Here is a 25,623-nt window from a genome sequence, read left to right on the forward strand (position 1 = left end):
TTCAAGAAATGAGTCGTGAAATCCTGTTGCTGGTTGATGCGCTGGCGCGTGAGAAGAACGTGGCGCAGGACATCGTGTTCAGTGCCCTGGAAATGGCATTGGCCTCGGCCACCAAGAAGCGTTACACCGATGATGTGGATGTACGTGTTGCGATTGACCGCGTAAGCGGTGATTACGAGAGCTTCCGTCGCTGGGAAGTGGTCGAGGATAACGATCACGAAGAGCCGTCCCGTCAGTTTGCGATCACCGATGTGAAGGAAAAGGGTCTGGATCTGCAGATCGGCGAGTTCTATGAAGAGCCGCTGGAGCCGATCGAGTTCGGCCGTATCGGTGCGCAGACTGCCAAGCAGGTCATCCTGCAGCGCATCCGCGACGCTGAGCGCGAGCAGATCCTCAATGACTTCCTGGACCGCAAGGAACATCTGGTCACCGGTACCATCAAGCGTATCGAGCGTGGCAATGCGATCGTCGAAGTGGGCAAGCTCGAAGCCAAGCTGCCGCGCGAACACATGATCCCCAAGGAAAACCTGCGGGTTGGCGATCGCGTGCGTGCCTATCTGGTCAAGATCGACCGCGATGGCCGTGGTGCGCAGCTGATCCTGAGCCGTACCGCGCCGGAATTCATTGCCAAGCTGTTCGAACTGGAAGTGCCGGAAATTGAAGAAGGCATCATCGAGATCCGTGGTGCTGCCCGTGACCCGGGTGCCCGCGCCAAGATCGCGGTGAAGTCCAACGATCCGCGTGTTGATCCGCAAGGCACCTGTATTGGTATGCGCGGTTCGCGCGTGCAGGCTGTGACTGGCGAATTGGCTGGCGAGCGTGTCGATATCGTGCTGTGGTCGGCTGATCCCGCCCAGTTCGTGCTGGGTGCCTTGGCGCCGGCCGAAGTGCAGAAGATCATGGTCGACGAAGAAAGCCACAGCATGGATGTGGCCGTGGACGAAGAAAACCTGGCCATGGCGATCGGCCGTGGCGGCCAGAACGTCCGCCTGGCGGCCGAGCTGACCGGCTGGCAACTGAACATCATGACGCTGGAACAGGTCGAGCAAAAGCATGAAGTCGAGTACGCCAAGGTGCGTGAGCTCTTCATGGCTGCGCTGGACGTGGATGAGGAAGTTGCCGAAATCCTGGTGCAGGAAGGCTTTGGCTCGCTGGAAGAAGTGGCCTATGTGCCGATCGACGAGATGCTGGATATCGACGGCTTTGACGAGAACCTCGTCAATGAGCTGCGTAGCCGCGCCCGTGACTCCTTGCTGACGCAGGCTATCGCCAAGGAAGAACAGGTCGAGAACAGTGTTGAAGAATTGCAGAACCTGGATGGCATGAGCCCAGAGATCGCCCGTGCATTGGCCAGTAATGGCATTGCCACGCGTGACGACCTGGCCGAGCTGGCTGTGGACGAACTGGTCGAGATGACCGGCATGGACGCAGAAGCTGCCAAGCAGTTGATTATGACCGCCCGTGCCCACTGGTTTGAACAAGACCAGGCGTCCGAGCAGAAGGCCTAAGGGCAGGGAGACGGGAGTAAGGATGAATCAGATGAATGTGAGCCAATTCGCGGCAGATCTCAGGATGCCGCCGCAACACTTGCTGGACCAATTGCGTGCCGCTGGTGTGGACAAGTCGGGCGTCGATGACGCGCTGACCGAGCAGGACAAGACCAAGCTGTTGAGCTATCTGCGCAGCGTGCATGGTTCCGCCATGGACAAGCCCAAGGTGACCCTGGCGCGCAAGCAGACCACCGAGATCAAGAAATCGGATGCGAGCGGCAAGAACCGCACCATCCAGGTCGAGGTCAAGAAGAAGCGCGTTGTCCTGGCGCCTGAAGTAGCTGCCAGTGCCGAACACGTGGAAGCTGCCGTGATCGCGGAAGAGCCGGTGGTTGAGACGGTCGTCGTGGTTGCCGAGCCGGAAGTCGTGGCCGAGCCGGTCGTGGCCGAAGTGCCAGTGGTGGAAGTCGAAGCGGTTGCCGTGCCCGAGCCGGTTGCGATCGAGCCGGTCGTGGAAGCTGCACCGGAGCCGGTTGTCGAAGCGCCGGTGGAAGCCGTTGCCGAAGCTGCCCCTGCTGCGCCCCTGTCGCGTGCCGACGTGCTGGGTCAGGCTGAGCTGGATGCGCGTGAAGTGCAGGCTGCCCGTCAGCGCGCCCTGTTCGAACGCCAGGCTGCCGATATCAAGGCCAAGCAGGATCGTGAAGCGGCCCGTAAGGCTGCCCAGGAAGCTGCCGTGAAGGCTGCTGCCGAAGCGGCTGCTGCGCCGAAGCCTGCACCGACCGAGCACACCCTGCACCGCGCCCCGAGCAAACCGGGCGAGGTCAAGAAGGATGCCAAGCCTGCTGCCGCCGATGTCAAGAAGGCCGCTGCGCCGGCCAAGGATGGCTGGGGTGATGGGGCCAAGCGTCGCGGTGGTCTGAAGACCCGCGGTGGCGATACCGGCACCGGCAATGGCTGGAAGAGTGGCAAGAAGGGTGGCCGCAATCGCGGTGCCGATGACAATGCCCACGGCTTCCAGGCGCCGACCGAGCCTATCGCTCGCGAAGTCGACGTGCCGGAAACCATCTCGGTGGCCGACCTGGCCCACAAGATGGCCGTCAAGGCGGCTGAAGTGATCAAGGTGCTCATGAAGATGGGCATGATGGTCACCATCAACCAGGTGCTGGACCAGGAAACGGCCATGATTGTGGTCGAGGAAATGGGTCACCAGGCCGTTGCTGCCCGTCTCGACGACCCGGAAACCTATCTGGACGGTAGCGAGAAGCAGGAACACGAGCTGTTGCCGCGTGCACCGGTCGTGACCGTGATGGGTCACGTCGACCACGGCAAGACCTCGCTGCTGGACTACATCCGTCGCGCCAAGGTTGCCGCTGGCGAAGCCGGTGGCATTACCCAGCACATCGGCGCCTACCACGTCGAGACCGAGAAGGGCATGATCACCTTCCTCGACACCCCGGGTCACGAGGCGTTCACCGCCATGCGTGCCCGTGGTGCGAGCGCGACCGACATCGTGGTGCTGGTCGTGGCTGCCGACGACGGCGTGATGCCGCAGACGATCGAAGCCATCCACCATGCCAAGGCTGCCAAGGTGCCTATCGTGGTGGCGGTCAACAAGATCGACAAGCAGGGTGCCAACATCGAGCGTATCCGCCAGGAGCTGGTATCGCACGAAGTGGTGCCGGAAGACTGGGGTGGCGATACCCAGTTCATCGAGGTTTCGGCCAAGATGGGTACCAATATCGACGGTCTGCTCGACGCCATCCTGCTGCAGGCTGAAGTGCTGGAACTGACCGCCGCGGTCGATGCGCCTGCCAAGGGCATCATCATCGAAGCGCGTCTGGACAAGGGCCGTGGCCCGGTTTCGACCATGCTGGTGCAGTCCGGTACCCTGCGTAAGGGTGACGTGGTGCTGGCCGGTGGCGTGTTCGGCAAGGTGCGTGCGATGCTGGATGAAACCGGCAAGAGCATCAACGAAGCCGGCCCGTCGATTCCGGTCGAGATCCTGGGTCTGTCCGAAGTGCCGAATGCCGGTGAAGACGCCATGGTGCTGGCTGACGAACGCAAGGCGCGTGAAATCGCCCTGTTCCGTCAAGGCAAGTTCCGTGATGTGAAGCTGGCCAAGCAACAGGCCGCCAAGCTGGAAAACCTGATGGCGTCGATGACCGAGGGCGAGGTGCAGAACCTTCCCATCATCATCAAGGCCGACGTGCAGGGTTCCTTCGAGGCGCTGTCGCAGAGCCTGCAGAAGCTGTCCACCAGCGAAGTGCGCGTCAACATCCTGCACTCGGGCGTGGGTGGCATCACTGAATCCGACGTCAACCTGGCGCTGGCTTCCAAGGCTGTCATCATTGGCTTCAACGTGCGTGCCGACGCCATGGCCCGCAAGCTGGCCGAGAGCGAAGGCGTGGACATCCGCTACTACAACATCATCTACGACGCCGTGGATGAGGTGAAGGCAGCGTTGTCCGGCATGCTGGCGCCGGAGAAGAAGGAACAGGTCATTGGTTCGGTCGAGATCCGTCAGGTCTTCACCGTGTCCAAGGTTGGCTCCATCGCCGGCTGTCTGGTGCACGAAGGTGTGGTCAAGCGTGGCGCCGGCGTACGTCTGCTGCGCAACAACGTGGTCATCCACCAGGGCGAGCTGGAAAGCCTCAAGCGCTTCAAGGACGACGCCAAGGAAGTCAAGGCTGGCTTCGAGTGTGGTCTGCAACTGAAGAACTACAATGACATCCAGGAAGGCGACATGCTGGAAGTCTTTGAAATCATTGAAATCGCCCGTACCCTGTAAACCCTAACGGGCAGGGCGGAGGGGGGAGTGGCGGGAACCGGTACGGTTCCTCCGCTTCCCCCTTCAACCTTTTTAAAGGAGGCCATCATGGCCAAGGACTTTACCCGTTCCGACCGGGTCGCCCAGCAGATGCAGCGCGAGCTCGCGGAGCTGATCCGTCTGCAACTGAAGGACCCGCGCATTGGCTTCGTCACCCTGACCGGGGTCGAGGTGACGCGTGACATGAGCCATGCCAAGGTGTTCTACACCCTGATGAGTGGCGATGAGCAGGAAACACAGTACACGCTCAACCGCTCGGCCGGCTGGCTGCGTAGCGAGGTTTCCAAGCGCATCAAGCTGTTCAAGATGCCGGAACTGCATTTCGAATACGACCGTTCGGTGGAATACGGCATGTCGCTCGACAAGCTGATCGACCAGGCCATGGAAACCACTGGTTCCGCCGATGACGAAGCAGACGCAGATAAAAAGGATTAAGCGGCCGGTGCATGGCGTGCTGTTGCTCGACAAGCCCTACGGAGCATCGAGCAACCAGGCCTTGCAGAAGTGCCGTTGGCTGTTGCAGGCGGAAAAGGGCGGCCACACCGGTGTGCTCGATCCGCTGGCGACCGGTCTGTTGCCGCTGTGCTTTGGTGACGCGACCAAGTTTGCGCAACGCATGCTGGACGCCGACAAGCGCTATGTGGCGACGCTGAAGCTCGGCGAGACAACCACGACGGGTGACGTCGAGGGCGAGGTGCTGCAATCGCGGCCGGTCGTGGTCAGCCGGGCTGACGTGGATGCAGTGGTGGCCCGCTTCCTGGGCGAAATCATGCAGGTGCCGCCGATGTATTCGGCGCTCAAGCACCAGGGCAAGGCGCTGTATGAGTACGCCCGGGCAGGCCAGACCATAGAGCGGGAGGCGCGTTGCGTCACGATCTATGCGATCGAGGTCGTGCGGTTCGAGGGTGATGAGCTGGTGCTGGACGTGCAATGCAGCAAGGGGACCTATATCCGGACCCTGGCCGAAGACATGGGCGAATTGCTCCATTGCGGCGCGCACCTGACCGGCTTGCGCCGTACGGCGACGGCCGGGTTCCGGCTTGAGGATGCGATCACGGTCGAGGCTTTCGAGGCGCTGACGCTGGAAGCACGCGACGCGTTGCTGATGCCGGCCGACAGCCTGTTGGCCGATTTGCCGGCGGTGACGCTCGATGCGGCGGCCACGGCGAAGCTAACCCACGGATTGTCCGTGCGTTTTTCCGGCAACGATGGGATAATCTCCGGCTTGCGCATTTACGGGGATACCGGTGCGGCTCAACCAACCTTTCTGGGGCTGGGTGAATTGACCGAGAACATCCTCTATCCGCGCAGGCTGCTGTCGACTGTTGTACACAGTTGAGCGGGTAGTTATTGGGAGCCGGGAAGGGTTGCAAAAACGACTCGCCTTGCTCGTCTGCACCATTGGGTGCTTTTAGTATCTGGAGTTTTACACATGGCAGTTACCGTCGAACAAAAAGCAGAGATCGTCAAACAGTACCAGCGCGCCGCCGGCGACACTGGTTCGACCGAAGTGCAAGTTGCACTGTTGACGGCTCGTATCAATGGCCTGACGTCCCACTTCAAGGCTAACGCCAAGGACAACCACAGCCGTCGTGGCCTGCTGAAGATGGTGAACCAGCGCCGCAAGCTGCTGGCCTATTACAAGCGCACCAACCTGGATGGCTATCGCGAACTGATCGCCAAGCTGGGTCTGCGTAAGTAAGCGTTCCAAGAAAAGCCGCTGCTCACCGCAGCGGCTTTTTGCTATCTGGGGCCTGCTGTGCCTCACTGTATTTCGCCGATCCGCCATCTGCCGTGCAGTTGGCCGGCTTGGCAGTCATAGACGGGCTATGCCGCATGGCGTATCCCGACCATCCGTTGGGTGTGAAGTGGTTCCGGCCACATCCGACGGCTAGCAAGTTGGCTGGAACCCCGACGTCGATCCACCGTGATCGAGCTCAGCGCGTCGGAGGCTGAGGGTCATTCACGCTGGGCGTGACCCGTTGAAAAGGAAGAAAAGCGTGTTCAATCGCATCTCCAAATCGTTTGCCTACGGCAAGCACACCGTTACCCTGGCAACCGGCGAAATCGCCCGCCAGGCCTCTGGCGCCGTCCTGGTGTCCATGGATGACACCGTTGTACTGGTTACCGTTGTTGGTGCCAAGAATGTCAAACCCGGTCAGGACTTTTTCCCGCTGACCGTCGATTACCAAGAGCGTACGTACGCCGCCGGCAAGATTCCTGGCGGCTTCTTCAAGCGCGAAGGCCGTCCTTCCGAAAAGGAAATCCTGACCTCGCGCCTGATCGATCGTCCGATCCGCCCGCTGTTCCCGGACGCTTACTACAATGAGATCCAGATCGTCGCGACCGTGATGTCGGTTGACCCCGAGATCGATCCCGATATCCCTGCCGTGATCGGCGCTTCCGCTGCGCTGGCCATCTCCGGCCTGCCGTTCCAGGGCCCGATCGGTGCTGCCCGCGTCGGTTACAAGGACGGCCAATACCTGCTGAACCCGACCAAGGCCGAACTGGCTACGTCGCAGCTGGACTTGGTAGTTGCCGGTACCGCCAACGCGGTGCTGATGGTGGAATCGGAAGCTCAAGAGCTGTCCGAAGCCGTCATGCTGGGCGCCGTAGTCTACGGCCACGACCAGATGCAAGCCGCGATCAACGCCATCAATGAGCTGGCCGATGCGGTCAACCCGGAGGTCTCCGAATGGGAAGCCCCGGTTACCGACGAAGCCCTGGTTGCGCAGATCAGCGAACTGGCCAACGAAGGTCTGAAGCTGGCTTTCCGTATCCCGCAAAAGCAGCTGCGCGTTGTTCAGATCAATGACACCTGGGCCAAGGTCAAGGCTGCGCTGATCAATGAAGACACCGATACCACGCTGGCCAACCAGATCAAGGATATCTTCCACGGTCTGGAAGCCAAGATCGTCCGTAACCAGATCCTGGACGGCTATCCGCGTATCGACGGTCGCGACACCCGCACCGTGCGTCCGATCGAAGTGCGTACCGGCGTGCTGCCGCGTACCCACGGCTCGGCCCTGTTCACCCGTGGCGAGACCCAAGGTCTGGTCGTGGCGACCCTGGGTACCAAGCTTGACGAGCAGAAGATCGATGCGCTGATGGGCGAGTACACCGACCGCTTCATGCTGCATTACAACTTCCCTCCGTACTCGACCGGTGAAACCGGCCGCGTCGGCACGCCGAAGCGCCGCGAAATCGGCCATGGTCGCCTGGCCAAGCGCGCGCTGATCGCTGTGCTGCCGAGCAAGGAAGACTTCAGCTACTCCATGCGCGTCGTGTCGGAAATCACCGAATCGAACGGTTCCTCGTCGATGGCATCGGTTTGCGGTGGCAGCCTGGCGCTGATGGATGCGGGCGTACCGCTGAAGTCGCACGTGGCCGGTATCGCCATGGGTCTGATCAAGGAAGGCAACCGCTTTGCCGTGCTGTCCGACATCCTGGGTGATGAAGATCACCTGGGCGACATGGACTTCAAGGTAGCCGGTACTGAGAACGGCGTGACCGCCTTGCAGATGGACATCAAGATTGATGGCATCACCAAGGAAATCATGCGCGTTGCGCTGGACCAGGCGCAGGAAGGCCGTCTGCACATCCTCAAGATCATGAACGGCTCGCTCGATCATGCTCGTGCAGAGGTGTCGCAGCATGCACCGCGCCTGTACGTGATGAAGATCAACCCGGAAAAGATCCGTGACGTGATCGGCAAGGGCGGCGCGGTCATCCGTGCATTGACCGAAGAGACCGGCACCCAGATCGACATCCAGGACGACGGCACCATCACCATCGCCTCGGTATCGAGCGAAGGTGCCGACGAAGCCAAGCGTCGTATTGCCGAGATCACTGCCGAAATCGAGATCGGCAAGATCTACGAAGGTCCGGTCATCAAGATCCTCGACAAGAACGTCGGTGCCATCGTGCAGATCATGCCGGGTCGTGACGGCCTGGTGCATGTCAGCCAGATCGCCAACGAACGCGTCAACAACGTGGCCGACTACCTGAAGGAAGGTCAGATCGTTCGCGTGAAGGCGCTGGAGCAGGACGAGAAGGGTCGCGTCCGTCTCAGCATCAAGGCTGCACTGGCTGATGAAGCTGCACCGGCTGCTCCGGTCGCCGAAGCCTGATCCATCGTGCTTGCGTGACGAAAAAGCCCGGCTTTGCCGGGCTTTTTTCATGCCAGTTTTGCTTATGTATTGCGGCTGTCGGATACTCGAAGGATAAAGGCCAGAGGCCAGTTTTCATCAGGTGCTGTTCTCATCGGCGTCCCCTTGGGGCGTTGGTGCAGAAACGTACACGGAGACTCAATGGATACCGCAACATCGAGCGGCAAGATTTCAATGGACACGCCCTTCAAGCGTAGCCGGCGCTGGTTGTCCAGACTCAGTCTGCGCCAGGTTTTTGTCCTGGTCGTGGCGGTTGGGCTGCTGGTCCCCGGTGTGCTGTTCACGCTGCTGATGCTGGACTGGCGCCGCGTGGAGCTGACTCGGCAGTTCAAGGCCGAGCAGGAACGGGTGCTGGAGACCCTGGCGTTGGGATTGCGGCAGCCCTTGTGGGATCTGTCGCAGAACGCGGGCCAGCCCCTGGTCGAGACGGCGATGAAGGATGTGCGGATCGTTTCCATCCGGGTGGATGGCAGCTTTCCCGGCGAGCCCTTCATCGTGCTGCGGCGACCTGAGCGGCATTCGGGGGCGGTCAGTACACAGGTGCGGCCGGTTCATTTTGGTGATCAGGATATCGGCAAGGTCATTGTCGAGTTCGACGATGGCGAGTTGCGCCGCCGGCTGGCGGCCCAGGTCCGCGAGTATGTGCTGCTGATTGGCCTGGAGCTTGCGGTCAGCCTGCTGCTGATCCTGTTGCTGCTGGACTCGCGTTTTCTGGACCCCTTGCGGCGGCTGACCGAGCAGGCTAGGTCGCTGACGGATCACGATGCACCGCAACCGCCAGCCTGGACGCGTGATGACGAGATCGGCGATCTGGGGCGGCAGCTGGAATGGGCCCGTAGCGAATTGCACCGGCTATTCGGCGAGCTGAACGACAAGAACGACGCGCTCGAGCAGGACATCATCGAGCGCATGCATACGGAAGAGGCCTTGCGCGCTTCCGAGGCCAAGTACCGTGAGCTGTTTCTTTCCAACCTCGACGGCATCTGCGTCGTGGATATGGATGGCGTGGTGCTGGACGCCAATCCGGCCCTGCTTTCCCTGTTGGGTGTGCCCGCCGAGGTACTGGCCGGACAGCCGCTGGTCGACTATATCGTCGAGGCCTGGCGCAACTACGACGACCACATGATCCAGCAGCGGGTGCTGGTCGATGGCCATTGCGGCGAGTACGAGATCGAATTGCAACGGCCAGGCGACCAGCCGTTGCCGGTCAGCGCCAAGGGCGTGCTGATGCGCGATGTGGATGGTCAGCCCATCGGCGTCTGGCGCATCCTGCGCGACCTGACCGAGCGCAAGGCGGCGGCAGTACGCATGGAGCTGGCGGCCAAGGTGTTCGATAACACCGCCGAGGCGATCATGGTGATCGCGCCGGACAATCACATCACCTCGGTAAACCGGGCCTTTACCGATATCCTGGGTTACTCGGCCGAAGAGATCGTCGGGCAGTCGAGCAGCATACTGCGCGACCCGGTCCAACCGGCGGAGCTGTACGAGAGCGTCAACAAGCAGTACATCAACAATGGTGCCTGGCAGGGCGAGGTGCCGTTCCGGCGCAAGTCCGGCGAGATATTCACCGCCTGGGTGCAGGTCAATGTGGCGCGCGACGTTACCGGCCGCATCGGCGATGTGGTGAGCTTGATCCGCGATATCAGCGATGCGAAGAAGGCGCAGGAGCGCATCCTGCACCTGGCACGTTTCGATGCGCTGACCGAATTGCCGAACCGGCCTTATTTCCGCGAGCTGACCGAGGAGTCGCTGCAGGAGGCGCACCGCCATAACGAACACCGCGCCCTGCTGTTCGTCGACCTGGATCACTTCAAGACCATCAACGACTCGCTCGGCCACGATGTGGGCGACCAGTTGCTGAAGGAAGTGGCAGCGCGACTGAGCGAGGCGTTGCGCGCGGGAGACGTGGTCGGCCGGCTTGGTGGTGACGAGTTCGTGATCCTGTTGCGTAACCTGGAGGATGGCGGCGACGCCAGCTACGTGGCGCAGCGTGTGCTGGAGCGGCTGGCCCAGCCGTTCGAACTAGCCGAGCATGAGCTGGTGGTGACGCCATCGCTGGGGATCGCACTCTATCCTACCGATGGCGAAGACTACGACACGCTGGTGCGCAACGCCGATGCGGCCATGTATCACGCCAAGGAAAATGGCCGCAATACTTTCCGCTTCTATACCGCCGACATGAATGCACGAGCGCGCGAAATACTGGCGGTCGAGAACCAGCTGCGACGCGCGCTGGAGCGGGACGAGTTCGTGCTGCACTACCAGCCGCAGGTCGATATGCGCGATGGCCGACTGGTCGGTGCCGAGGCGCTGATACGTTGGCAGCATCCGGAGCGCGGTCTGCTTGGTCCGATGCAGTTCATCCCCATCGCCGAGGAGCGTGGCCTGATTGGCGCCATTGGCCACTGGGTACTGCGCGAGGCCTGCCGGCAGAACCGCGCCTGGCAGGACGCCGGTTTGCCGCCGATCGAGGTGGCGGTCAACCTGTCGGCTATGCAGTTCCACCGCCGCGACCTGACCGAGGACATCACCACCATACTGCGGGAATCGGGTCTGGAGGCGCGCTGGTTGGCGCTGGAGGTGACTGAGAGCGTGATCGTGCAGGACGTGGAGGCCACCGTGGCGACGCTGGCAGCGCTCAAGAGCCTGGGGCTCAAGCTCGCCATTGACGATTTCGGCACTGGCTACTCCTCACTGAGCTACCTCAAGCGTTTCAAGGTGGACAAGCTCAAGATCGACCGATCCTTCGTGATGGACGTGCCAGGGGATGCCGACGACAGTGCCATCACCCGCGCCATCGTCAACCTGTCGCGCAACCTGGGCCTGCAGGTGATTGCCGAAGGGGTGGAAACGGCCGAGCAGTGGCATTTTCTCAAGCGCGAGGCCTGCGACGAGGTACAGGGTTATCTGGTCAGCCGACCCTTGCCGAGCCAAGATATGGTGCAGCGTCTGCAGCAGGGAGCCTGGCAGGTGCCTGCGGAGAGCGGGGCGTCTGATTAGGTGCCGCGGTGAGTGGAGAATAGAAAAAGCGCCCCTTGGGGCGCTTTTTTCATGGGTGAGGGATCTGCCCGATTCAGGTCGGCTCTTGCAGTTGCGTCAGGATGGCCGGATTCTCCAGCGTTGAGGTGTCCTGGGTAATCTCTTCACCGCGGGCGATCGAGCGCAGCAGGCGACGCATGATTTTGCCGGAGCGGGTCTTGGGCAGATTGTCGCCGAAGCGGATGTCGTCCGGCTGGGCGATCTTGCCGATTTCATGCGCGACCCAGCTCTTGAGCTGTTCGGCGACCTTCTTGGCTTCTTCGCCGACCGGCCGGGTGCCCTTGAGCACCACGAAGGCCACCACGGCCTCGCCCTTGATCTCATGCGGTTTGCCGACCACTGCGGCTTCGGCTACCAGTGGATTGGCGACCAGTGCCGACTCGATCTCCATGGTGCCGAGGCGGTGGCCCGACACGTTCAGTACGTCGTCGATCCGTCCCATGATCCAGAAGTAACCATGCTCGTCGCGGTTGGCGGAGTCACCGGCGAGGTAGTACTTACCGTTGAACTCTTCCGGGAAGTAGGTCTTCTTGAAACGCTCCGGGTCGCCCCAGATGGTGCGGACCAGGCTGGGGAAGGGCTTCTTGATGACCAGCATGCCGCCCTTGCCGGGTTCGACCGGTGCGCCGGATTCATCGACGATATCGGCCATCACGCCGGGCAGCGGCAGGGTGCAGGAGCCGGGCTTGGTGGCGACGGCGCCGGGCAGGGGCGAGATCATCACCGAACCGGTCTCGGTCTGCCACCAGGTATCGACGATGGGACAACGACCGCCGCCGACGACTTCGTGGTACCAGATCCAGGCTTCCGGATTGATCGGCTCGCCCACCGTGCCCAGGAGGCGCAGGCTGGACAGGTCGTGCTGTTGCGGGAAGTCGGCGCCGAGCTTGATCAGTGAGCGGATCGCGGTCGGGGCGGTGTAGAAGATGCTGACCTTGTGCCGTTCGATCATCTGCCAGAAGCGGTGCGCATCGGGATAGGTTGGCACGCCTTCAAAGATGACCTGGGTCGCGGCATTGCCCAGCGGGCCGTAACAGACGTAGCTGTGGCCGGTGATCCAGCCTACGTCGGCAGTACACCAGAATACGTCGTTGGGCTTGTGGTCGAACACCCAGCGGAAGGAGTTGATTGCGCCCAGCAAGTATCCGGCGCTCGAGTGCTGGATGCCCTTGGGCTTGCCGGTCGAACCGGAGGTGTAGAGGATGAATAGCGGGTCCTCGGCGTTCATCCATTCGGGTTCGCTCTGCTCGGCCTGGCCCTCGGTCAGCTTGTGCCACCAGATGTCACGACCTTCCTGCCATTGCACCGCACCGTTGTTGGTGCGCTGATAGACGATGACCTGCTTGATCGACTCGCAGCCACCCAGCGAGATGGCTTCATCGATGACCGACTTCAGTGCCACGGCCTTGCCGCCGCGCAGGCCTTCGTTCGCGGTGATCACGGCGACAGCGCCGGCATCCATGATGCGTTCCTGTACCGATTTGGCCGAGAAACCACCGAAAACCACCGAGTGGATGGCGCCAATGCGGGCGCAGGCCTGCATGGCGACCACGGCCTCGATGCTCATGGGCATGTAGACCACGACCCGGTCACCCTTCTTGATGCCGAGGGATTTCAAGCCGTTGGCAAACTGGCAGACGCGACGATGCAGTTCGGCATAGGTGACGCGGGTGATGGCGCCGTCGTCGGCTTCGAAGATGATCGCGATCTTGTTGGCGTTCTGTGCCAGATGGCGATCCAGGCAGTTGTAGCTGACGTTGAGTACGCCGTCGTCAAACCACTTGAACAGCGGGGCGTTGGAGTCATCGAGTACGCGCGAGAACGGCTTCTTCCAGCTGATCAGTTCGCGCGCCAGATCCCCCCAGAACGACAGGTAGTGATCGTCAGCCTGTTCGCATAGCGCGTTGTAGGCGTCAATGCCCGGTACGGTCGCGCGATGGCGGAACTCGTCGGAGGGCGGGAAAAGGCGCGTTTCCTTGAGGATGGAATCGAGCGTGGACATGATGGCTCCTTTGTTATGGGGTATTGCTTGTTTCTATACGTGTCATCAGCCTGGCTGATGAGGGTACTTCGTGGAAACGGGAACCCGAAGGTTCCCGTTTCCTGTCAGGCTGGCGAGACCGGCAGGTTGCACCGGACCCGCTTGTGCGGGCGTGTTGCTGACTCAGTCGTTGGCGTAGATGTCGCGGTCCTTGGTCTCTGGTGCGAACAAGAGGCCGATCACGAAGGTGCCCAAGGCGACGATGATGGGGTACCAGAGACCGTAATAGATATCCCCGGTCGCCGCCACCATCGCGAAGGCGATGGAGGGCAGCAGGCCACCGAACCAGCCGTTGCCGATATGGTAAGGCAGGGACATCGAGGTGTAGCGGATCTTGGTTGGGAACAGCTCGACCAGCCAGGCGGCGATCGGACCATAGACCATGGTTACGTACAGCACCAGCAAGGTCAGCAGCGCGATCACCATCGGGGTGTTCATGGCTGCCGCATCCGCCTTGGCCGGATAGCCGGCAGTCTTGAGGGCGTCGCCCAGCTGCTTGGTGAAGGCATCGTTCTGCTTCTTGAAGTCGTCCTTGCCCAGCGGGACCCCTTCGAAGCTGTTCACGACGGTCTCGCCGATCTTCACGCTAGCGACAGTGCCGGCCGGCGCTGCTTCGTTGGTGTAGGGGATGCCCTTCTTGGCCAGCGTGGATTTGATCAGGTCACAGGATTGCTTGAAGGCGGCCTTGCCCACCGGGTCGAACTGCGGGGCGCACTTGTCGGGATCGGCGACGACCACGACGGGTGACTTGGCAACGGCGGCTTCCAGCGCCGGGTTGGCGTAGTGGGTCAGTGCCTTGAAAATCGGAAAGTAGGTCACTGCCGCGATCAGGCAACCCGCCATGATGATCTTCTTGCGACCGATCTTGTCGGACAGGCTGCCGAAGATGATGAAGAACGGCGTGGCGATGGCCAATGAGATCGCGATCAGGATGTCGGCACGGTCCGGTTCCACCCCAAGAATCTTGGTAATGAAGAACAGTGCATAGAACTGGCCGGTGTACCACACTACGGCCTGGCCAGCGGTGCCGCCAAACAGCGACAGCAGCACGATCTTGAGGTTGGGCCAGCGCAGGAAGGACTCGGTCAGCGGTGCCTTGGAGTGCTTGCCCTCTTCCTTCATCTTTTTGAAGGCCGGCGATTCGCTCAGTTGCATGCGGATATAGACCGACACGATCAGGAGCAGAATGGAGACCAAGAACGGTACGCGCCAGCCCCAGGACTCGAAGACTTCCTTGCCGAGCTGGTTACGGGTCAGCCAGATCACCAGCAGCGACAGAAACAGACCGAGGGTCGCCGTCGTCTGGATGAAGCTGGTGTAGAGACCGCGCTTGCCGTGCGGCGCATGTTCGGCCACGTAGGTTGCGGCACCACCGTACTCACCGCCCAGTGCCAGACCTTGCAGGAGGCGCAGGACGATCAGGATGATAGGCGCTGCCACACCGATACTGGCGTAGCCCGGTAGCAGGCCTACGATCGCGGTGGAGAGGCCCATGATCAGGATGGTGACCAGGAAGGTGTACTTGCGGCCGATCATGTCGCCGAGGCGGCCGAAGACCAGTGCACCGAAGGGGCGGACCACGAAGCCGGCGGCAAATGCCATGAGGGCGAAGATGTAGCCGGTAGTTTCGTTCACGCCCGCGAAGAACTGCTTGGAAATGATCGCGGCGAGCGAGCCATACAGGTAAAAGTCATACCATTCGAATACAGTGCCTAGGGAGGACGCGAAGATGACCTTGCGTTCTTCCTTGGTCATGGGCCGCGGGGCGGCCTGAACGCCCCCTGCGGCGTTGGCAATATCTGTCATTGCATTGTCTCCATCTTCTCTGGCGGGCAGATGCCCTCTAGGTTGTGGCCTCTTTGGGCCATGATGTGCGTGTGCCGGGTAAGGCCGGCCATGCTGTGCCGCAATCTATGCCCGGCGAGAGAAGGCGATCCAATCGCAAATTTAGATAGCCAGCATCAGCCGAGCAATGCTGCATAGCGGTAGATTCAGTCTGTATAAGGCTTGCAGCCGGATTGTCCAAGGTGACGGGTGATAAAAAAGCGGATGCCGGGCATGGTGTAAACCACGCGACAAACGGCACAATGCCGATATAACAAGCGAGGGAGAGACAGATGGAAATCTACCAACTGCGCACTTTTGTGACCGTGGCGCAGCAGGGCCACCTGACCCAGGCGGCGGAAATCCTGCATCTGAGCCAGCCGGCGGTAACGGCCCAGATCAAGGCGCTGGAGGAGGAGGCTGGCATCAGCCTGTTCGAGCGTACTTCCGCCGGTGTCACCTTGACCGAGGCGGGCAAGCTGCTGTTGCCGGAGGCAGAGAGCATTTTGGCGGGTAGCCGGGAAATGCTGAACAAGGCGCGTTCCCTGAAGGGGCAGCCCAGCGGCAAGCTGCGGCTGGGCACCATCCTGAGCCCGGAACTGTTGCGCCTGGGTAGCTTGCTAGCGGTGATGCGACAGCGCTATCCGCTGATACAGCTCAGTACCTTCCAGGGTATCTCCGGCACCATCCTCAACGAGGTGCGCAAGAAGGAGCTTGATGCGGGTTTCTTTATTGGCCGCAATCCCTACCAGACGGTGCACCTGCTGCCGCTGGCCGACTTGCCATACGTGGTGGCGGCCCCGCTCGCCTGGCGTGAGGAGTTGCAGGGGGCAGACTGGCGCACGCTGGGGCGGCAGCCCTGGGTCGGTGCCAGCCAGTTTTCCAGCTTGTCCAAACTGCATGCGGAAAGCTGGCGCGAGCACAATATCGCGCCGAAGAAGGTCTATGACATCGATCAGGAGCAGAGCATGCTGGTCTGTGTCGAGGCCGGACTGGGCCTGTGCATGCTGCGCAAGGATGCCGCGGAGGTGGCTGAGCGCGAAGGGCGCTTGTGGATATGGGGCGATGCCGGTGTGAGCGTGCCGCTGTCGTTCATCTACCCGATGGAACGGGCGGATGACCCCTTTATTGGCCTGCTGTGCGAGGTCTTGCGCGAAGTCTGGCCGGAGTTGGCCATCGGCACCGACGCCGCCTGATTTCAGCCGGGCGGCTTGCTGTTGCGCGTGACGATCCAGTCCGCCATGGCGATCTGCATCTGGGGGGATTCACCGATCGCTTCGGTCACCTCGAAATCCAGTTGCGGATACTCGAGCCTGAGCGTGTCGATCAGGGCGGGCAGGTCGCGACGCAGATGCGCGCCACGCGCCATGAAGACAGGGCAGACCAGAATGTGGCTGCAGCCATCGCGGGCCAGTTCGGCTACGCAATCGGCAAGGTTGGGGGCCATCAGTTCCAGAAAGGCCAGCTTTACGCGGCTGGCAGGCTGGCGCTGCGCAACCAGGCGGGCGATCTGCTGGAAGGGCTCGGCCCATTGCGGGTCACGGGCGCCGTGGGCGAAGAGGATGATGGCGGTATTATCAGACATGGGGCTATCCTGCCGCAAAAACAAAAACCCCGCACCAGGCGGGGTATTTGCAGTATGCGTCACCACTCAAGCGTCGGCTTACTTGAGCTTGGTTTCCTTGTAAGCAACGTGCTTACGAGCGACGGGATCAAACTTCATGATCTCCATCTTTTCCGGCATGGTGCGCTTGTTCTTGGTAGTGGTGTAGAAATGACCGGTACCAGCGGTCGATTCGAGCTTGATCTTTTCACGCATGATTCAGGTCTCCCGGATTACAGTTCGCCACGGGCGCGAAGGTCAGCCAGCACCACATCGATGCCGAGCTTATCAATATTGCGCAGGCCAGCGTTGGAAACACGCAGACGCACCCAACGGTTTTCGCTTTCTACCCAGAACTTGCGATATTGCAGGTTGGGCAGGAAACGACGCTTGGTTTTGTTGTTGGCATGGGAAACATTGTTCCCGACCATCGGCTTCTTGCCGGTAACGACGCATACTCGAGCCATAGTGGACTCCCGACTAATTCTGTAAAGATTCTTCGAAAAGCTTGCTGTGACGTGCCTTTGAGGGCAATGCACAACACGCGTGGAAACGCAAAGAGGCCGAATGTTAGCGAGTTGATCGGACTGTGTCAAATGCGCTGTGCGATGTATTTCGTTTTGCGCCAGATGCTTAGAGATCGTCACCGGCGGTTTGCTTCAGGCGGCGCAACGGTTACGGGGTCGCGCATTGGCCCTGATCCTGTGGCTGTGACTACGTTTGTCGCCTGCCTGCGCGGAAAGCGGTCAGGCCGGAAAGACAGGGCGGCAGTCGTGCTAAAGTTGCGCGCCTTGCTGCCCTGGTCTGCCTGCCATGCTAGATAAAATGAATCCCCCCCAACGTGCCGCGGTCGTCCATCTTGATGGGCCGCTGCTGGTGCTGGCGGGTGCAGGCTCAGGCAAGACCCGGGTGATCACGCAGAAGATCGCCTACATGATTGACCAGGCGGGCTACGACGCCCGCAATATCGCTGCGATCACCTTTACCAACAAGGCTGCGCGCGAGATGCAGGAGCGTGTGGGGCATCTGATGGATGCCTCGCGCCTGAAGGGGCTGACGGTTTCGACCTTCCACTCGCTGGGCCTGCAACTGGTACGTGCCGAGCATGCAGCGCTGGGCTACAAGCCGCGATTCTCTATCCTCGATAGTGCCGATGCCGGCAAGATCATCTCGGACATCCTGGAGACGACCGACAAGGACGAGGTCCGTAATGCGATCAGCACGATCTCGCGGCTGAAGAACGACTTTGTCAGTCCGGATGCGGCGCTGCGCGATGCCCAGAGCGATGGCGAACTGCGCTATGCGCGCGTCTACCGGGCCTATCAGGACACGCTGTTTGCCTACCAGGCGGTGGACTTCGACGACCTGATCCGCTTACCGGTGGAGTTGTTCGAGCGTGAGAAGGACATCTTGACCAAGTGGCAGCTCAAGCTGCGCTATCTGCTGATCGACGAATACCAGGACACCAATACCTGCCAGTATCGTTTGATCAAGCAGCTCACCGGCTTTCACGGCAAGTTCACCGCGGTGGGCGACGACGACCAGAGTATCTATGCCTGGCGCGGCGCTAATGTGGAGAACCTGCACCTATTGAAGGAGGACTTCCCGCGTCTTGAGGTCATCAAGCTGGAGCAGAACTATCGCTCCACCAGCCGCATCCTCAAGGCTGCCAACTCGGTGATCGGCAACAACCCCAAGTTGTTCGAGAAGCAGCTGTGGAGTGAGCTGGGTACGGGCGACCCGATCAGTGTGGTGGAGATGAAGGACGACGAGCATGAAGCCGAGATGGTGGCCATGCGCTTACTCGCCCACAAGTTCGAGAACCGCACCAGCTTTACCGACTACGCCATCCTGTACCGCGGTAACCATCAGGCCCGGGTGCTGGAGGCGCATCTACGTAACCACAAAATTCCCTACCAGATTGCGGGTGGGCAGAGCTTTTTCGACAAGGTCGAGATCAAGGATGTATTGGGCTATCTGCGCCTGATCGCCAATCAGAATGACGACCCGGCCTTTATCCGTGCCATCACCACGCCCAAGCGCGGGGTTGGCAATGTCACCCTGGAAAAGTTGGGTCGCCTCGCGGCGGACAACAAGATCAGCTTGTTTGAGGCGGTCTTTTTGCCCAGCCTGGAGACCCTGATCCAGGCTGCGCAGTACGAAGCACTGCAGACCTTTGGTGGTTTTATCAACCGTATCTCCGCCCGCGCCAGCCGTGAGCCGGCTGGCTCGCTGCTCAAGGAGATTCTGACCGCCATCGAGTACGAGACCTGGCTGTATGAGACCGACGAACCGCGGCCGGCCGAGAGCAAGTGGAAGAACGTGCTGGAGCTGGTGGCCTGGTTCGATAAGCGCGCCGAAGAAAATGGCGACACGCTCAATGACATGGCGCAGAAGATTGCCTTGATCACCCTCCTGGAAGGCCGTAGCGAAGAGGAGATGGACGCGGTACGCCTCTCTACCCTGCATGCCTCCAAAGGCCTGGAGTACGGCCATGTATTCCTGGTGGGGTGCGAGGAAGGCATTCTGCCCCATCAGCAATCGATCGACGGTGGCATGGTCGAGGAAGAGCGCCGGCTGATGTACGTGGGCATCACCCGTGCACAGCGCAGCCTGACCATTACCTACTGTGGCAAGCGCAAGCGGGCAGGGGAATGGTCGGTGGTCGAGCCCAGCCGCTTCCTGCTGGAGCTGCCGCAGGACGACATCCGTATCAGCGGCCGCCTGGCCAGCCAGAAGAATGTGGTGGTCAGCAAGCAGGAGGGCAAGGCCAAGCTGGCCAGCCTGCTGGCGGGGCTGGGTGGCAAGACCGACAGTTGACGGCGCTGTTCGGTGTATTTTGCCGGCATCTGTATCTTTATCCTGGGTGGGGGGCTTGTTAAGGTCGGTGCTCTCGTCGCAAGGAGCCGTCATGACCCAGCATGCCCTGTTCTCATTCGCCCTCGTGGCCCTCGCCATGTCGCTGACACCGGGGCCGAACATGCTCTACCTGGTGTCGCGCTCGGTCTCGCAAGGGCGTCGTGCCGGCTATCTGTCGCTGGGCGGGGTGGCGGTCGGCTTCCTGATCTATATGCTCAGTGCCGCGCTGGGGATTACCGCCCTGCTGATGAACGTGCCGCTGGCCTATGACGGTCTGCGCATTGCCGGCGCGCTCTACCTGCTGTGGATGGCCTGGCAGGCGATCCGGCCGGGTGGCGCGTCGCCCTTCGTGGTGCGCGAGCTGACGGTGGATAGCCCGCGCAAGCTGTTCCTGATGGGCTTTCTGACCAATCTGCTCAACCCCAAGACCGCCGTGATCTATCTCTCGCTGCTGCCGCAGTTCATCGACCCGGCTCGCGGCGACGTGCTGCTGCAGGGGCTTTGTTTTGGTGTGGTGCAGATCGGCATCAGCATGCTGGTCAACGGCAGCATGATCACGGCCGCCGGCACGGTGGCGGACTTTCTCGCCCGCCGTCCGGGCTTTGCCGCGATGCAACGCTGGCTGATGGCCAGCGTGCTGGGCGGGTTGGCGGTGCGCATGGCGATGGATGCGCGTCGCTAGTTTAGGGGCCTGGCGGCAATCGCCGAAAGGCCATTTTCAAGCAGCGCGAGGCTCCAGTCCCTTACTTTTGCTGAACAATCCTAGGTTTTCGCGCCCAGTAGTTTGGCGCGGGTCAGTCTTGCGGTGGCTTCGCCGTCCTTCGGCTGCTGTTCCAGCCAACCGCCCAGGTGTCCGTTGACGATGCTCGCCAGCGCCGTTATCCAGTCTGGTTCGGCATTCAGTGCCGGGATATAGCGGTATTCGCCGCCGCCGGCCGTCATGAAGTCGGCTTTGCCCTCGATGGCGATCTCTTCCAGCGTTTCCAAGCAATCGGCGACGAAGCCTGGGCAGATCACGTCCAGCTTGCCGGTCTTGTTCTTGCCCAGCTTGTGCAGGATGGCACTGGTGTAGGGCTGCAACCACTCGGCTTTGCCAAAGCGGGACTGGAAGGCGATCGTGTACTGATCCTTGCCGAGCCCCAGCCGTTCTGCCAACAGGCGGCCGGTCTTGTGGCATTCGCAGTGGTAGGGGTCACCCTTGTCGAGACTGAAGCGCGGCACACCGTGAAAGCTCATCAGCAGGTGATCACCGCGGCCATGCCGCACCCATTGCGCCTCTACCCGCCGCGCCAGCGTGTCGATATAGGCCGGGGCGTCGTGAAAGTGCTTGATGAAGCGGATCTCGGGCGGGTTGCGCAGGGTCTTGATCGCATCGGCGACGGCGTCCATGGCGCTGCCGGTGCTGGAGGCGGCGTATTGCGGATAGAGCGGTACGACCAGTACCCGCTCGCAACCGGCCTGTTTCAATGCCTGCAACTTGTCGGCCACGCTGGGCTGGCCGTAGCGCATGGCCCACTCGACGACGACCTGCTGGCCGGCATCGCCCATATAACCCTGCAGCAGCTTGGCCTGGGCGCGGGTGTGGATGGCGAGCGGCGAACCGTCGCGTGTCCAGATGCTGGCGTACTTGGCGGCGGACTTGGCGGGCCGGGTGGTGAGGATGAACAGGTTGAGGATCAGCCACCAGGGCAGGCGGGGGATTTCCACCACGCGCGGGTCCGACAGGAACTGCTTGAGGTAGGGGCGTACCGCCTTGGCAGTGGGGGCTTCCGGCGTGCCGAGGTTGATCAGCAGGATGCCGGTGCGTTGCACCTGGTCATGACGGAAGGCGGGTTCGGGCAGGTAGGCCATGGTGTGATCTGGGTGGATGTCTATATAGAGGGTGGAATCGGCCGCATGATAGCGCGATGCAGTTCAGGGGTTCCGGCAAAGGCTGACGGTAGTCTGGCCGCGTTGACCGCAGGGCGTGCTGGCGCCAGGTACCGGGCTCGGGGTGCCGTCCTCGTCCATTTGCGCGGCCAGGGTATCCCAGCTGACTACCCCCTGCTTGTCGAGATTCAGGCGTAGCAGCCAGCCCAGCCGGGCGGGACCTTCGCCAAAGCCGTCGAACACGAAGTTGCCGAGGCTCCAGATGATGGGCTTGCCACGGTAGAGATCCGCGCCCTGGGTCACATGCGGATGGCCGCCGACGACGGCATCGGCGCCGGCGTCGATCATCAGCCGGGCCAGTTGGCGTTGTCGCCCGGAAGGCTCGGGCTCGCGCTCCCAGCCCCAGTGCATGAAGGGGATGACCAGGTCGGCGCCGGCGGCACGGGCGGCCTGGATGTCGCGCACCACGTGGCTGTCTTCGCTCCAGGCGATGCCGGGTTGACTGGCGCCGGCCTCGAAGGAGCGGGGCTTGAATTCGTTGTAGGACAGCAGGGCGATACGCAGCCCCTTGCGTTCCAGCCAGAGCGGCTTGTGGGCCTCGGTCAGGTTGCGGCCGCCGCCGAAGTGGGCAAGGCCGGCCCGATCCAGATGGGTCAGCGTTTCCAGGAAGGCTTCCTTGCCATAGTCACCGGAATGATTGTTGGCGACCGCCACGGCATCGAAACGGCCCTTGAGGATATCCAGCACCGCCGGTTTGGCGCGGAAGGTATAGATCTTGTTGTCGAGCGCCTTGCCCGTCGTGGCGACCGGGCATTCAAGGTTGCCAATGCGGTAGTCGGCGTCCTGCAATTGTGCGGCGAAATGCGCCAGCGGGTCACCGCCGGCGGCAATGGTGTGGCCGGGGCCGTCGTCCAGCATCAGGTCGCCGGCAAACAGCAGTCGGACGGTATCGGCCTGGGCCGCCTGGCCCAGCAGGCAGAGTAAGGGCAGGAGCAGCAGGTGGCGTTTCATGGCTTCTTGCTCCGTTTGGCGGGTTGACCCGTGAGTTCGCACCAGTACTGCAGCTCGCCATCGCGCATGGGTTCATAGACCGTCTGCAGTCCGGTAAAGCCATAGCGGCCGGGTGCCTGCCGCAAGGGGTAGGGGAAGCTTGCCTGGTGGATCGGCACTGCGCCTTCGTCCCGGTCGGCATAGGTATAGAGCTTGATGGCCGCCTGGGCGGTGGGGCTGCGTTCGAAGACAGGCCGGAACAGGAAATAGGAGCCGATGGCCGTGGCAGGCAGCGGATAGGGCGTATCGACGGGTTCCGCCTGCAGCAGGCGGACCTCGCCGCCGTAGCTGACATGGCAATTGACGGTCTCGGCGGCCCGGGCGGTGCCGGCGGCGAGGAGCAAGGCAAGGACGAGCAGGCTGGGCTTGGTAGGCATGGCGTCGCGATGGCTCGGAAAGACGAGGCCGTCATTATGGGCGATTGCGTGCTCGCCGGCTGGCTTGTCGACCGTTTGTTCGGGTTGGCTTATCGGGGGTGCGGTGCATCGGCTATAACGGCGGCATGCCCATGTTGAGCTTTACCCATCATCTGCGTCGTCATGCACCGCAGGCTGCGGTGATGACGCACGCCGCCTCGGCTCGTGCTGCGCTGGAGCAGGTGTTTGCCGACTATCCGCAACTGCGCGGCTATGTGCTCGACGAGCATGGCAACCTGCGCAAGCACGTGGCGCTGTTCATCGACGGCGAATTGCGCCGCGACGGGCTGGACCTGCCGCTGCGCGCAGATGCGGAGATCCATGTGATGCAGGCTTTGTCAGGAGGTTGAGATGCAGAACAGCGTGTTGGTCGGTTCCCGCAAGGGTCTGTTGCACTTTCGCCGCGGTGCAGCGGACTGGCAACTGGCGGGCCATCATTTTGTCGGCGTACAGGTCAGCGCCGTGCTGGCGCAGGGATCGCGCTGGTATGTGGCACTGCGCGAGGGACATTTCGGTCCCAAGCTGCATGCGAGCGACGATGGCGGCGCCAACTGGGTGGAGCTGGCCGTGCCGGCGCTACCGTCGGCGTCGACCGACAAGCCGCTGGACCAGGTGTGGACGCTGGCGGCCGGCAGCAATGGCGTGCTGTGGGCCGGCTGCATCCCGGCGGGGTTGTTCCGGTCCGAAGATGAAGGGCGCGGCTGGCAACTGGTCGAGTCGCTGTGGCAGCGGCCGGAGCGGCAGAAGTGGTTCGGTGGTGGCTTCGACGACGCGGGCATCCATTCCATCCTGATCGATCCGCGCAACCCGGACGTCGTCGTCCTGGGCGTGTCCTGCGGTGGTGTGTGGCGCACGCTGGATGGCGGCCAGAGCTGGGACAAGCATACCCAGGGCATGTGGGCGGCCTATATGCCGCCCGAGGGCAAGGATGACTCGGACGTCCAGGACCCGCACCGGATTGCGCAGTGCCAGGCACGGCCCGAGGTGTTCTGGTGCCAGCACCACAATGGCGAGTTCCGCAGCCAGGACGACTTGCAGCATTGGCAGGAGATCGCCGCAGGCCCGTCGCTGTCGAGCTTCGGCTTTGCGGTGGCGGCTCACCCGCAGGACCCGGATACCGCCTGGTTCGTGCCGGCTGAGGTGGATCAGGTCCGGGTGCCGCATGATGGGGACTTCTATGTGCTGCGGACCCGGGATGGCGGCAAGCACTTCGAGAAGCTGCAGCGCGGCCTGCCACCGGCGCCGGCGTTCCACCTGATCTATCGGCACGCCTTGGCGGTGGATGAGCGCGGGGAGCGCCTGGTGATGGCGTCAACCACCGGTTCGCTCTGGTGCAGCGACAATGCCGGCGAGGACTGGCTGCGGATCTCGGCCGAGTTGCCGCCGGTGTATTGCTTACAGCTAACGAACTAGGTGGCTCGGCGCGTCTTGACCAGCAGAAACAGGAAAAACGGGGCGCCGACCACACTCAATACGGCGCCGATCGGCAGCTCGGAAGGCAGCACCGCAATGCGTGCCAGCCAGTCGGCGCCCAGCAGGCTCGCCGCGCCGACGAGCGCAGCCCCGGCCAGCAGCGTGCGGTGACCGGGACCGACGATCAGCCGGGCCAGGTGCGGGGCCAGGAGGCCGACAAAGGCCAGCGGGCCGCAGGCCGCAACGGTTAGCGCCACGGTCAGGGCCGTCAGGGCCACCAGACGCTGCCGCAGGCTGGTCAGCTCGAATCCGAGGTGCCAGGCTTCGCGCTCGCCCAGTAGAAGGGCATCCAGCGCCCGCCATTCGCGCCACAGCAGACCACCGCAAAGCAGCAGGGCCGGCAGCAGCCAGGCCAGCATGGACCAGCTCGCACCTGCCAGGCTGCCAAGTGACCACAGGGTGGTGCCGCGCAGGGCGGCGTCATCGGCCAGGTGGCTCAACAGGGCGAGGCCGCCGCCGGCCAGGGCATTGATGGCCACGCCGGCCAACAGCAGGCGGGCAGCATCCTGGCCGCGGCCGATGGACCAGGCCAGCCAGGTGGCCGCCAGGCTGCCGGCAAAGGCGGCCGGTGCCAGGGCCAGGCTGGGCAGGATGAAGCGCGCCAGCGCGCCACCCAGGGCGGCACCGGCCGAGGCACCGATCAGGCCGGGTTCCGCTAGCGGGTTGCGGAAGATGGCCTGCAATGCACAGCCGGCCTGCGCCAGTGCCGCGCCACACAGCAGCGCCAGCAGGATGCGGGGCAGGCGTACGTCCAGCAGCACGCTGCGCCACATCTGCTGCGCGCCCTCCTGCGGCTCGGCCAGCAAGAGACCGGGTATCTGCCAAAACGGGATCTGTACCGCGCCGCTGCTGGCGGCCATCAGCGCCAGGATGAGCAGCAGCAACACGCCGAGACCGAGGGCGTTGGGCAGGTGACGTTGTGGCAGCGGTAAACGGGACATAAACCGCATGGTAAGCGAA

21 protein-coding genes are annotated in these 25,623 nt (G+C 62.2%); 12 read left to right on the forward strand and 9 right to left on the reverse strand.

The genetic code is table 11. From position 1 onward, the window contains the following. Nucleotides 1–8 precede the first annotated feature (8 nt). From nusA to ACYVHK_RS00150, 7 genes are all read left to right on the forward strand, one after another. Nucleotides 9–1,508, forward strand: coding sequence for a transcription termination/antitermination protein NusA (gene nusA / locus ACYVHK_RS00120; protein ID WP_460526323.1), 1,500 nt, complete (start codon nt 9–11; stop codon nt 1,506–1,508). 22 nt (nt 1,509–1,530) lie between these two features. Continuing rightward, entirely contained in the window at nt 1,531–4,278 is a 2,748-nt protein-coding gene (gene infB, locus ACYVHK_RS00125; RefSeq protein ID WP_460526325.1) for a translation initiation factor IF-2, read from the forward strand. Between the two features lie 87 nt (nt 4,279–4,365). Beyond that, entirely contained in the window at nt 4,366–4,752 is a 387-nt protein-coding gene (rbfA, locus tag ACYVHK_RS00130) for a ribosome-binding factor A (RefSeq protein WP_460526327.1), read from the forward strand. Beyond that, nucleotides 4,721–5,656 carry a tRNA pseudouridine(55) synthase TruB gene (gene truB, locus ACYVHK_RS00135; protein ID WP_460526329.1) on the forward strand — a complete coding sequence of 312 codons (936 nt, stop codon included), beginning with the start codon at nt 4,721–4,723 and terminating at the stop codon, nt 5,654–5,656. Before rbfA ends, truB begins: the two co-directional genes overlap by 32 nt. A gap of 93 nt (nt 5,657–5,749) precedes the next feature. After that, a complete protein-coding gene (gene rpsO, locus ACYVHK_RS00140; protein WP_460526331.1) occupies nt 5,750–6,019 on the forward strand; it encodes a 30S ribosomal protein S15 in 270 nt (89 codons plus the stop codon). A 298-nt stretch (nt 6,020–6,317) separates the two neighbouring features. Then, entirely contained in the window at nt 6,318–8,447 is a 2,130-nt protein-coding gene (pnp, locus tag ACYVHK_RS00145; protein ID WP_460526333.1) for a polyribonucleotide nucleotidyltransferase, read from the forward strand. A 180-nt stretch (nt 8,448–8,627) separates the two neighbouring features. Beyond that, nucleotides 8,628–11,489, forward strand: coding sequence for an EAL domain-containing protein (locus ACYVHK_RS00150; protein WP_460526336.1), 2,862 nt, complete (start codon nt 8,628–8,630; stop codon nt 11,487–11,489). Nucleotides 11,490–11,562: 73 nt separating this feature from the next. On the opposite strand, the gene acs is transcribed toward ACYVHK_RS00150, so the two are convergent. Together acs and ACYVHK_RS00160 are read right to left on the reverse strand one after the other, a co-directional pair. Continuing rightward, nucleotides 11,563–13,530, reverse strand: coding sequence for an acetate--CoA ligase (acs, locus tag ACYVHK_RS00155; protein ID WP_460526338.1), 1,968 nt, complete (start codon nt 13,528–13,530; stop codon nt 11,563–11,565). Nucleotides 13,531–13,692: 162 nt separating this feature from the next. After that, entirely contained in the window at nt 13,693–15,375 is a 1,683-nt protein-coding gene (locus ACYVHK_RS00160) for an MFS transporter (RefSeq protein WP_460526341.1), read from the reverse strand. Between the two features lie 311 nt (nt 15,376–15,686). Between ACYVHK_RS00160 and ACYVHK_RS00165 the strand changes: the two genes are divergently transcribed. Continuing rightward, the gene (locus ACYVHK_RS00165) at nt 15,687–16,589 is read left to right on the forward strand and encodes a LysR family transcriptional regulator (RefSeq protein ID WP_460526343.1); all 903 of its coding nucleotides are present in this window, start codon (nt 15,687–15,689) and stop codon (nt 16,587–16,589) included. 2 nt (nt 16,590–16,591) lie between these two features. Here the strand turns inward: ACYVHK_RS00165 and ACYVHK_RS00170 are convergent, their stop codons facing one another. The 3 genes from ACYVHK_RS00170 to rpmB form a co-directional block, all read right to left on the reverse strand. After that, nucleotides 16,592–16,978, reverse strand: a complete 387-nt coding sequence (locus tag ACYVHK_RS00170; RefSeq protein WP_460526345.1) for a sirohydrochlorin chelatase — start codon at nt 16,976–16,978, stop codon at nt 16,592–16,594. Nucleotides 16,979–17,056: 78 nt separating this feature from the next. Beyond that, nucleotides 17,057–17,212 carry a 50S ribosomal protein L33 gene (gene rpmG / locus ACYVHK_RS00175; RefSeq protein WP_460526347.1) on the reverse strand — a complete coding sequence of 52 codons (156 nt, stop codon included), beginning with the start codon at nt 17,210–17,212 and terminating at the stop codon, nt 17,057–17,059. A 17-nt stretch (nt 17,213–17,229) separates the two neighbouring features. Further along, on the reverse strand, nt 17,230–17,463 hold the full coding sequence (rpmB, locus tag ACYVHK_RS00180) for a 50S ribosomal protein L28 (RefSeq protein WP_460526349.1): 234 nt from the start codon (nt 17,461–17,463) through the stop codon (nt 17,230–17,232). Nucleotides 17,464–17,821: 358 nt separating this feature from the next. On the opposite strand from rpmB, the gene ACYVHK_RS00185 reads away from it, so the two are divergent. After that, nucleotides 17,822–19,816 (forward strand): UvrD-helicase domain-containing protein, encoded by a 1,995-nt coding sequence (locus ACYVHK_RS00185; protein ID WP_460526351.1) that lies wholly within the window; start codon nt 17,822–17,824, stop codon nt 19,814–19,816. Nucleotides 19,817–19,907: 91 nt separating this feature from the next. Next, a complete protein-coding gene (locus ACYVHK_RS00190; RefSeq protein ID WP_460526353.1) occupies nt 19,908–20,537 on the forward strand; it encodes a LysE family translocator in 630 nt (209 codons plus the stop codon). A gap of 80 nt (nt 20,538–20,617) precedes the next feature. Here ACYVHK_RS00190 and hemH read toward each other — a convergent pair whose 3' ends face one another. The 3 genes from hemH to ACYVHK_RS00205 all read right to left on the reverse strand — a co-directional run bounded on the left by hemH (nt 20,618) and on the right by ACYVHK_RS00205 (nt 23,151). Further along, on the reverse strand, nt 20,618–21,706 hold the full coding sequence (gene hemH / locus ACYVHK_RS00195; RefSeq protein WP_460526355.1) for a ferrochelatase: 1,089 nt from the start codon (nt 21,704–21,706) through the stop codon (nt 20,618–20,620). 63 nt (nt 21,707–21,769) lie between these two features. Beyond that, entirely contained in the window at nt 21,770–22,735 is a 966-nt protein-coding gene (locus ACYVHK_RS00200) for a CapA family protein (protein ID WP_460526357.1), read from the reverse strand. Next, complete coding sequence (locus ACYVHK_RS00205; RefSeq protein WP_460526359.1) at nt 22,732–23,151, reverse strand: hypothetical protein; 420 nt, start codon at nt 23,149–23,151, stop codon at nt 22,732–22,734. The genes ACYVHK_RS00200 and ACYVHK_RS00205 overlap by 4 nt, the downstream gene beginning before the upstream one ends. A 131-nt stretch (nt 23,152–23,282) precedes the next feature. On the opposite strand from ACYVHK_RS00205, the gene ACYVHK_RS00210 reads away from it, so the two are divergent. Both ACYVHK_RS00210 and ACYVHK_RS00215 read left to right on the forward strand, forming a co-directional pair. After that, nucleotides 23,283–23,540 carry a ubiquitin family protein gene (locus tag ACYVHK_RS00210; RefSeq protein WP_460526361.1) on the forward strand — a complete coding sequence of 86 codons (258 nt, stop codon included), beginning with the start codon at nt 23,283–23,285 and terminating at the stop codon, nt 23,538–23,540. A 1-nt stretch (nt 23,541) separates the two neighbouring features. Then, complete coding sequence (locus ACYVHK_RS00215) at nt 23,542–24,603, forward strand: WD40/YVTN/BNR-like repeat-containing protein (RefSeq protein ID WP_460526363.1); 1,062 nt, start codon at nt 23,542–23,544, stop codon at nt 24,601–24,603. Here the strand turns inward: ACYVHK_RS00215 and ACYVHK_RS00220 are convergent. After that, nucleotides 24,600–25,604: a FecCD family ABC transporter permease gene (locus tag ACYVHK_RS00220; protein ID WP_460526365.1), complete on the reverse strand. Its 1,005-nt coding sequence runs from the start codon at nt 25,602–25,604 to the stop codon at nt 24,600–24,602. The two genes, ACYVHK_RS00215 and ACYVHK_RS00220, sit on opposite strands and share 4 nt — an antisense overlap. Nucleotides 25,605–25,623 lie beyond the last annotated feature (19 nt).

Source organism: Chitinimonas naiadis, from assembly GCF_054780835.1.

Bases quoted from the DNA above. Each gene is read 5' to 3' on its own strand.
- nusA (WP_460526323.1), top strand. From the start codon at position 9: ATGAGTCGTGAAATCCTGTTGCTGGTTGATGCGCTGGCGCGTGAGAAG.
- infB (WP_460526325.1), top strand. From the start codon at position 1,531: ATGAATCAGATGAATGTGAGCCAATTCGCGGCAGATCTCAGGATGCCG.
- rbfA (WP_460526327.1), top strand. From the start codon at position 4,366: ATGGCCAAGGACTTTACCCGTTCCGACCGGGTCGCCCAGCAGATGCAG.
- truB (WP_460526329.1), top strand. From the start codon at position 4,721: ATGACGAAGCAGACGCAGATAAAAAGGATTAAGCGGCCGGTGCATGGC.
- rpsO (WP_460526331.1), top strand. From the start codon at position 5,750: ATGGCAGTTACCGTCGAACAAAAAGCAGAGATCGTCAAACAGTACCAG.
- ACYVHK_RS00150 (WP_460526336.1), top strand. From the start codon at position 8,628: ATGGATACCGCAACATCGAGCGGCAAGATTTCAATGGACACGCCCTTC.
- acs (WP_460526338.1), bottom strand. From the start codon at position 13,530: ATGTCCACGCTCGATTCCATCCTCAAGGAAACGCGCCTTTTCCCGCCC.
- ACYVHK_RS00160 (WP_460526341.1), bottom strand. From the start codon at position 15,375: ATGACAGATATTGCCAACGCCGCAGGGGGCGTTCAGGCCGCCCCGCGG.
- ACYVHK_RS00165 (WP_460526343.1), top strand. From the start codon at position 15,687: ATGGAAATCTACCAACTGCGCACTTTTGTGACCGTGGCGCAGCAGGGC.
- ACYVHK_RS00170 (WP_460526345.1), bottom strand. From the start codon at position 16,978: ATGTCTGATAATACCGCCATCATCCTCTTCGCCCACGGCGCCCGTGAC.
- rpmG (WP_460526347.1), bottom strand. From the start codon at position 17,212: ATGCGTGAAAAGATCAAGCTCGAATCGACCGCTGGTACCGGTCATTTC.
- rpmB (WP_460526349.1), bottom strand. From the start codon at position 17,463: ATGGCTCGAGTATGCGTCGTTACCGGCAAGAAGCCGATGGTCGGGAAC.
- ACYVHK_RS00185 (WP_460526351.1), top strand. From the start codon at position 17,822: ATGAATCCCCCCCAACGTGCCGCGGTCGTCCATCTTGATGGGCCGCTG.
- ACYVHK_RS00190 (WP_460526353.1), top strand. From the start codon at position 19,908: ATGACCCAGCATGCCCTGTTCTCATTCGCCCTCGTGGCCCTCGCCATG.
- hemH (WP_460526355.1), bottom strand. From the start codon at position 21,706: ATGGCCTACCTGCCCGAACCCGCCTTCCGTCATGACCAGGTGCAACGC.
- ACYVHK_RS00200 (WP_460526357.1), bottom strand. From the start codon at position 22,735: ATGAAACGCCACCTGCTGCTCCTGCCCTTACTCTGCCTGCTGGGCCAG.
- ACYVHK_RS00205 (WP_460526359.1), bottom strand. From the start codon at position 23,151: ATGCCTACCAAGCCCAGCCTGCTCGTCCTTGCCTTGCTCCTCGCCGCC.
- ACYVHK_RS00210 (WP_460526361.1), top strand. From the start codon at position 23,283: ATGTTGAGCTTTACCCATCATCTGCGTCGTCATGCACCGCAGGCTGCG.
- ACYVHK_RS00215 (WP_460526363.1), top strand. From the start codon at position 23,542: ATGCAGAACAGCGTGTTGGTCGGTTCCCGCAAGGGTCTGTTGCACTTT.
- ACYVHK_RS00220 (WP_460526365.1), bottom strand. From the start codon at position 25,604: ATGTCCCGTTTACCGCTGCCACAACGTCACCTGCCCAACGCCCTCGGT.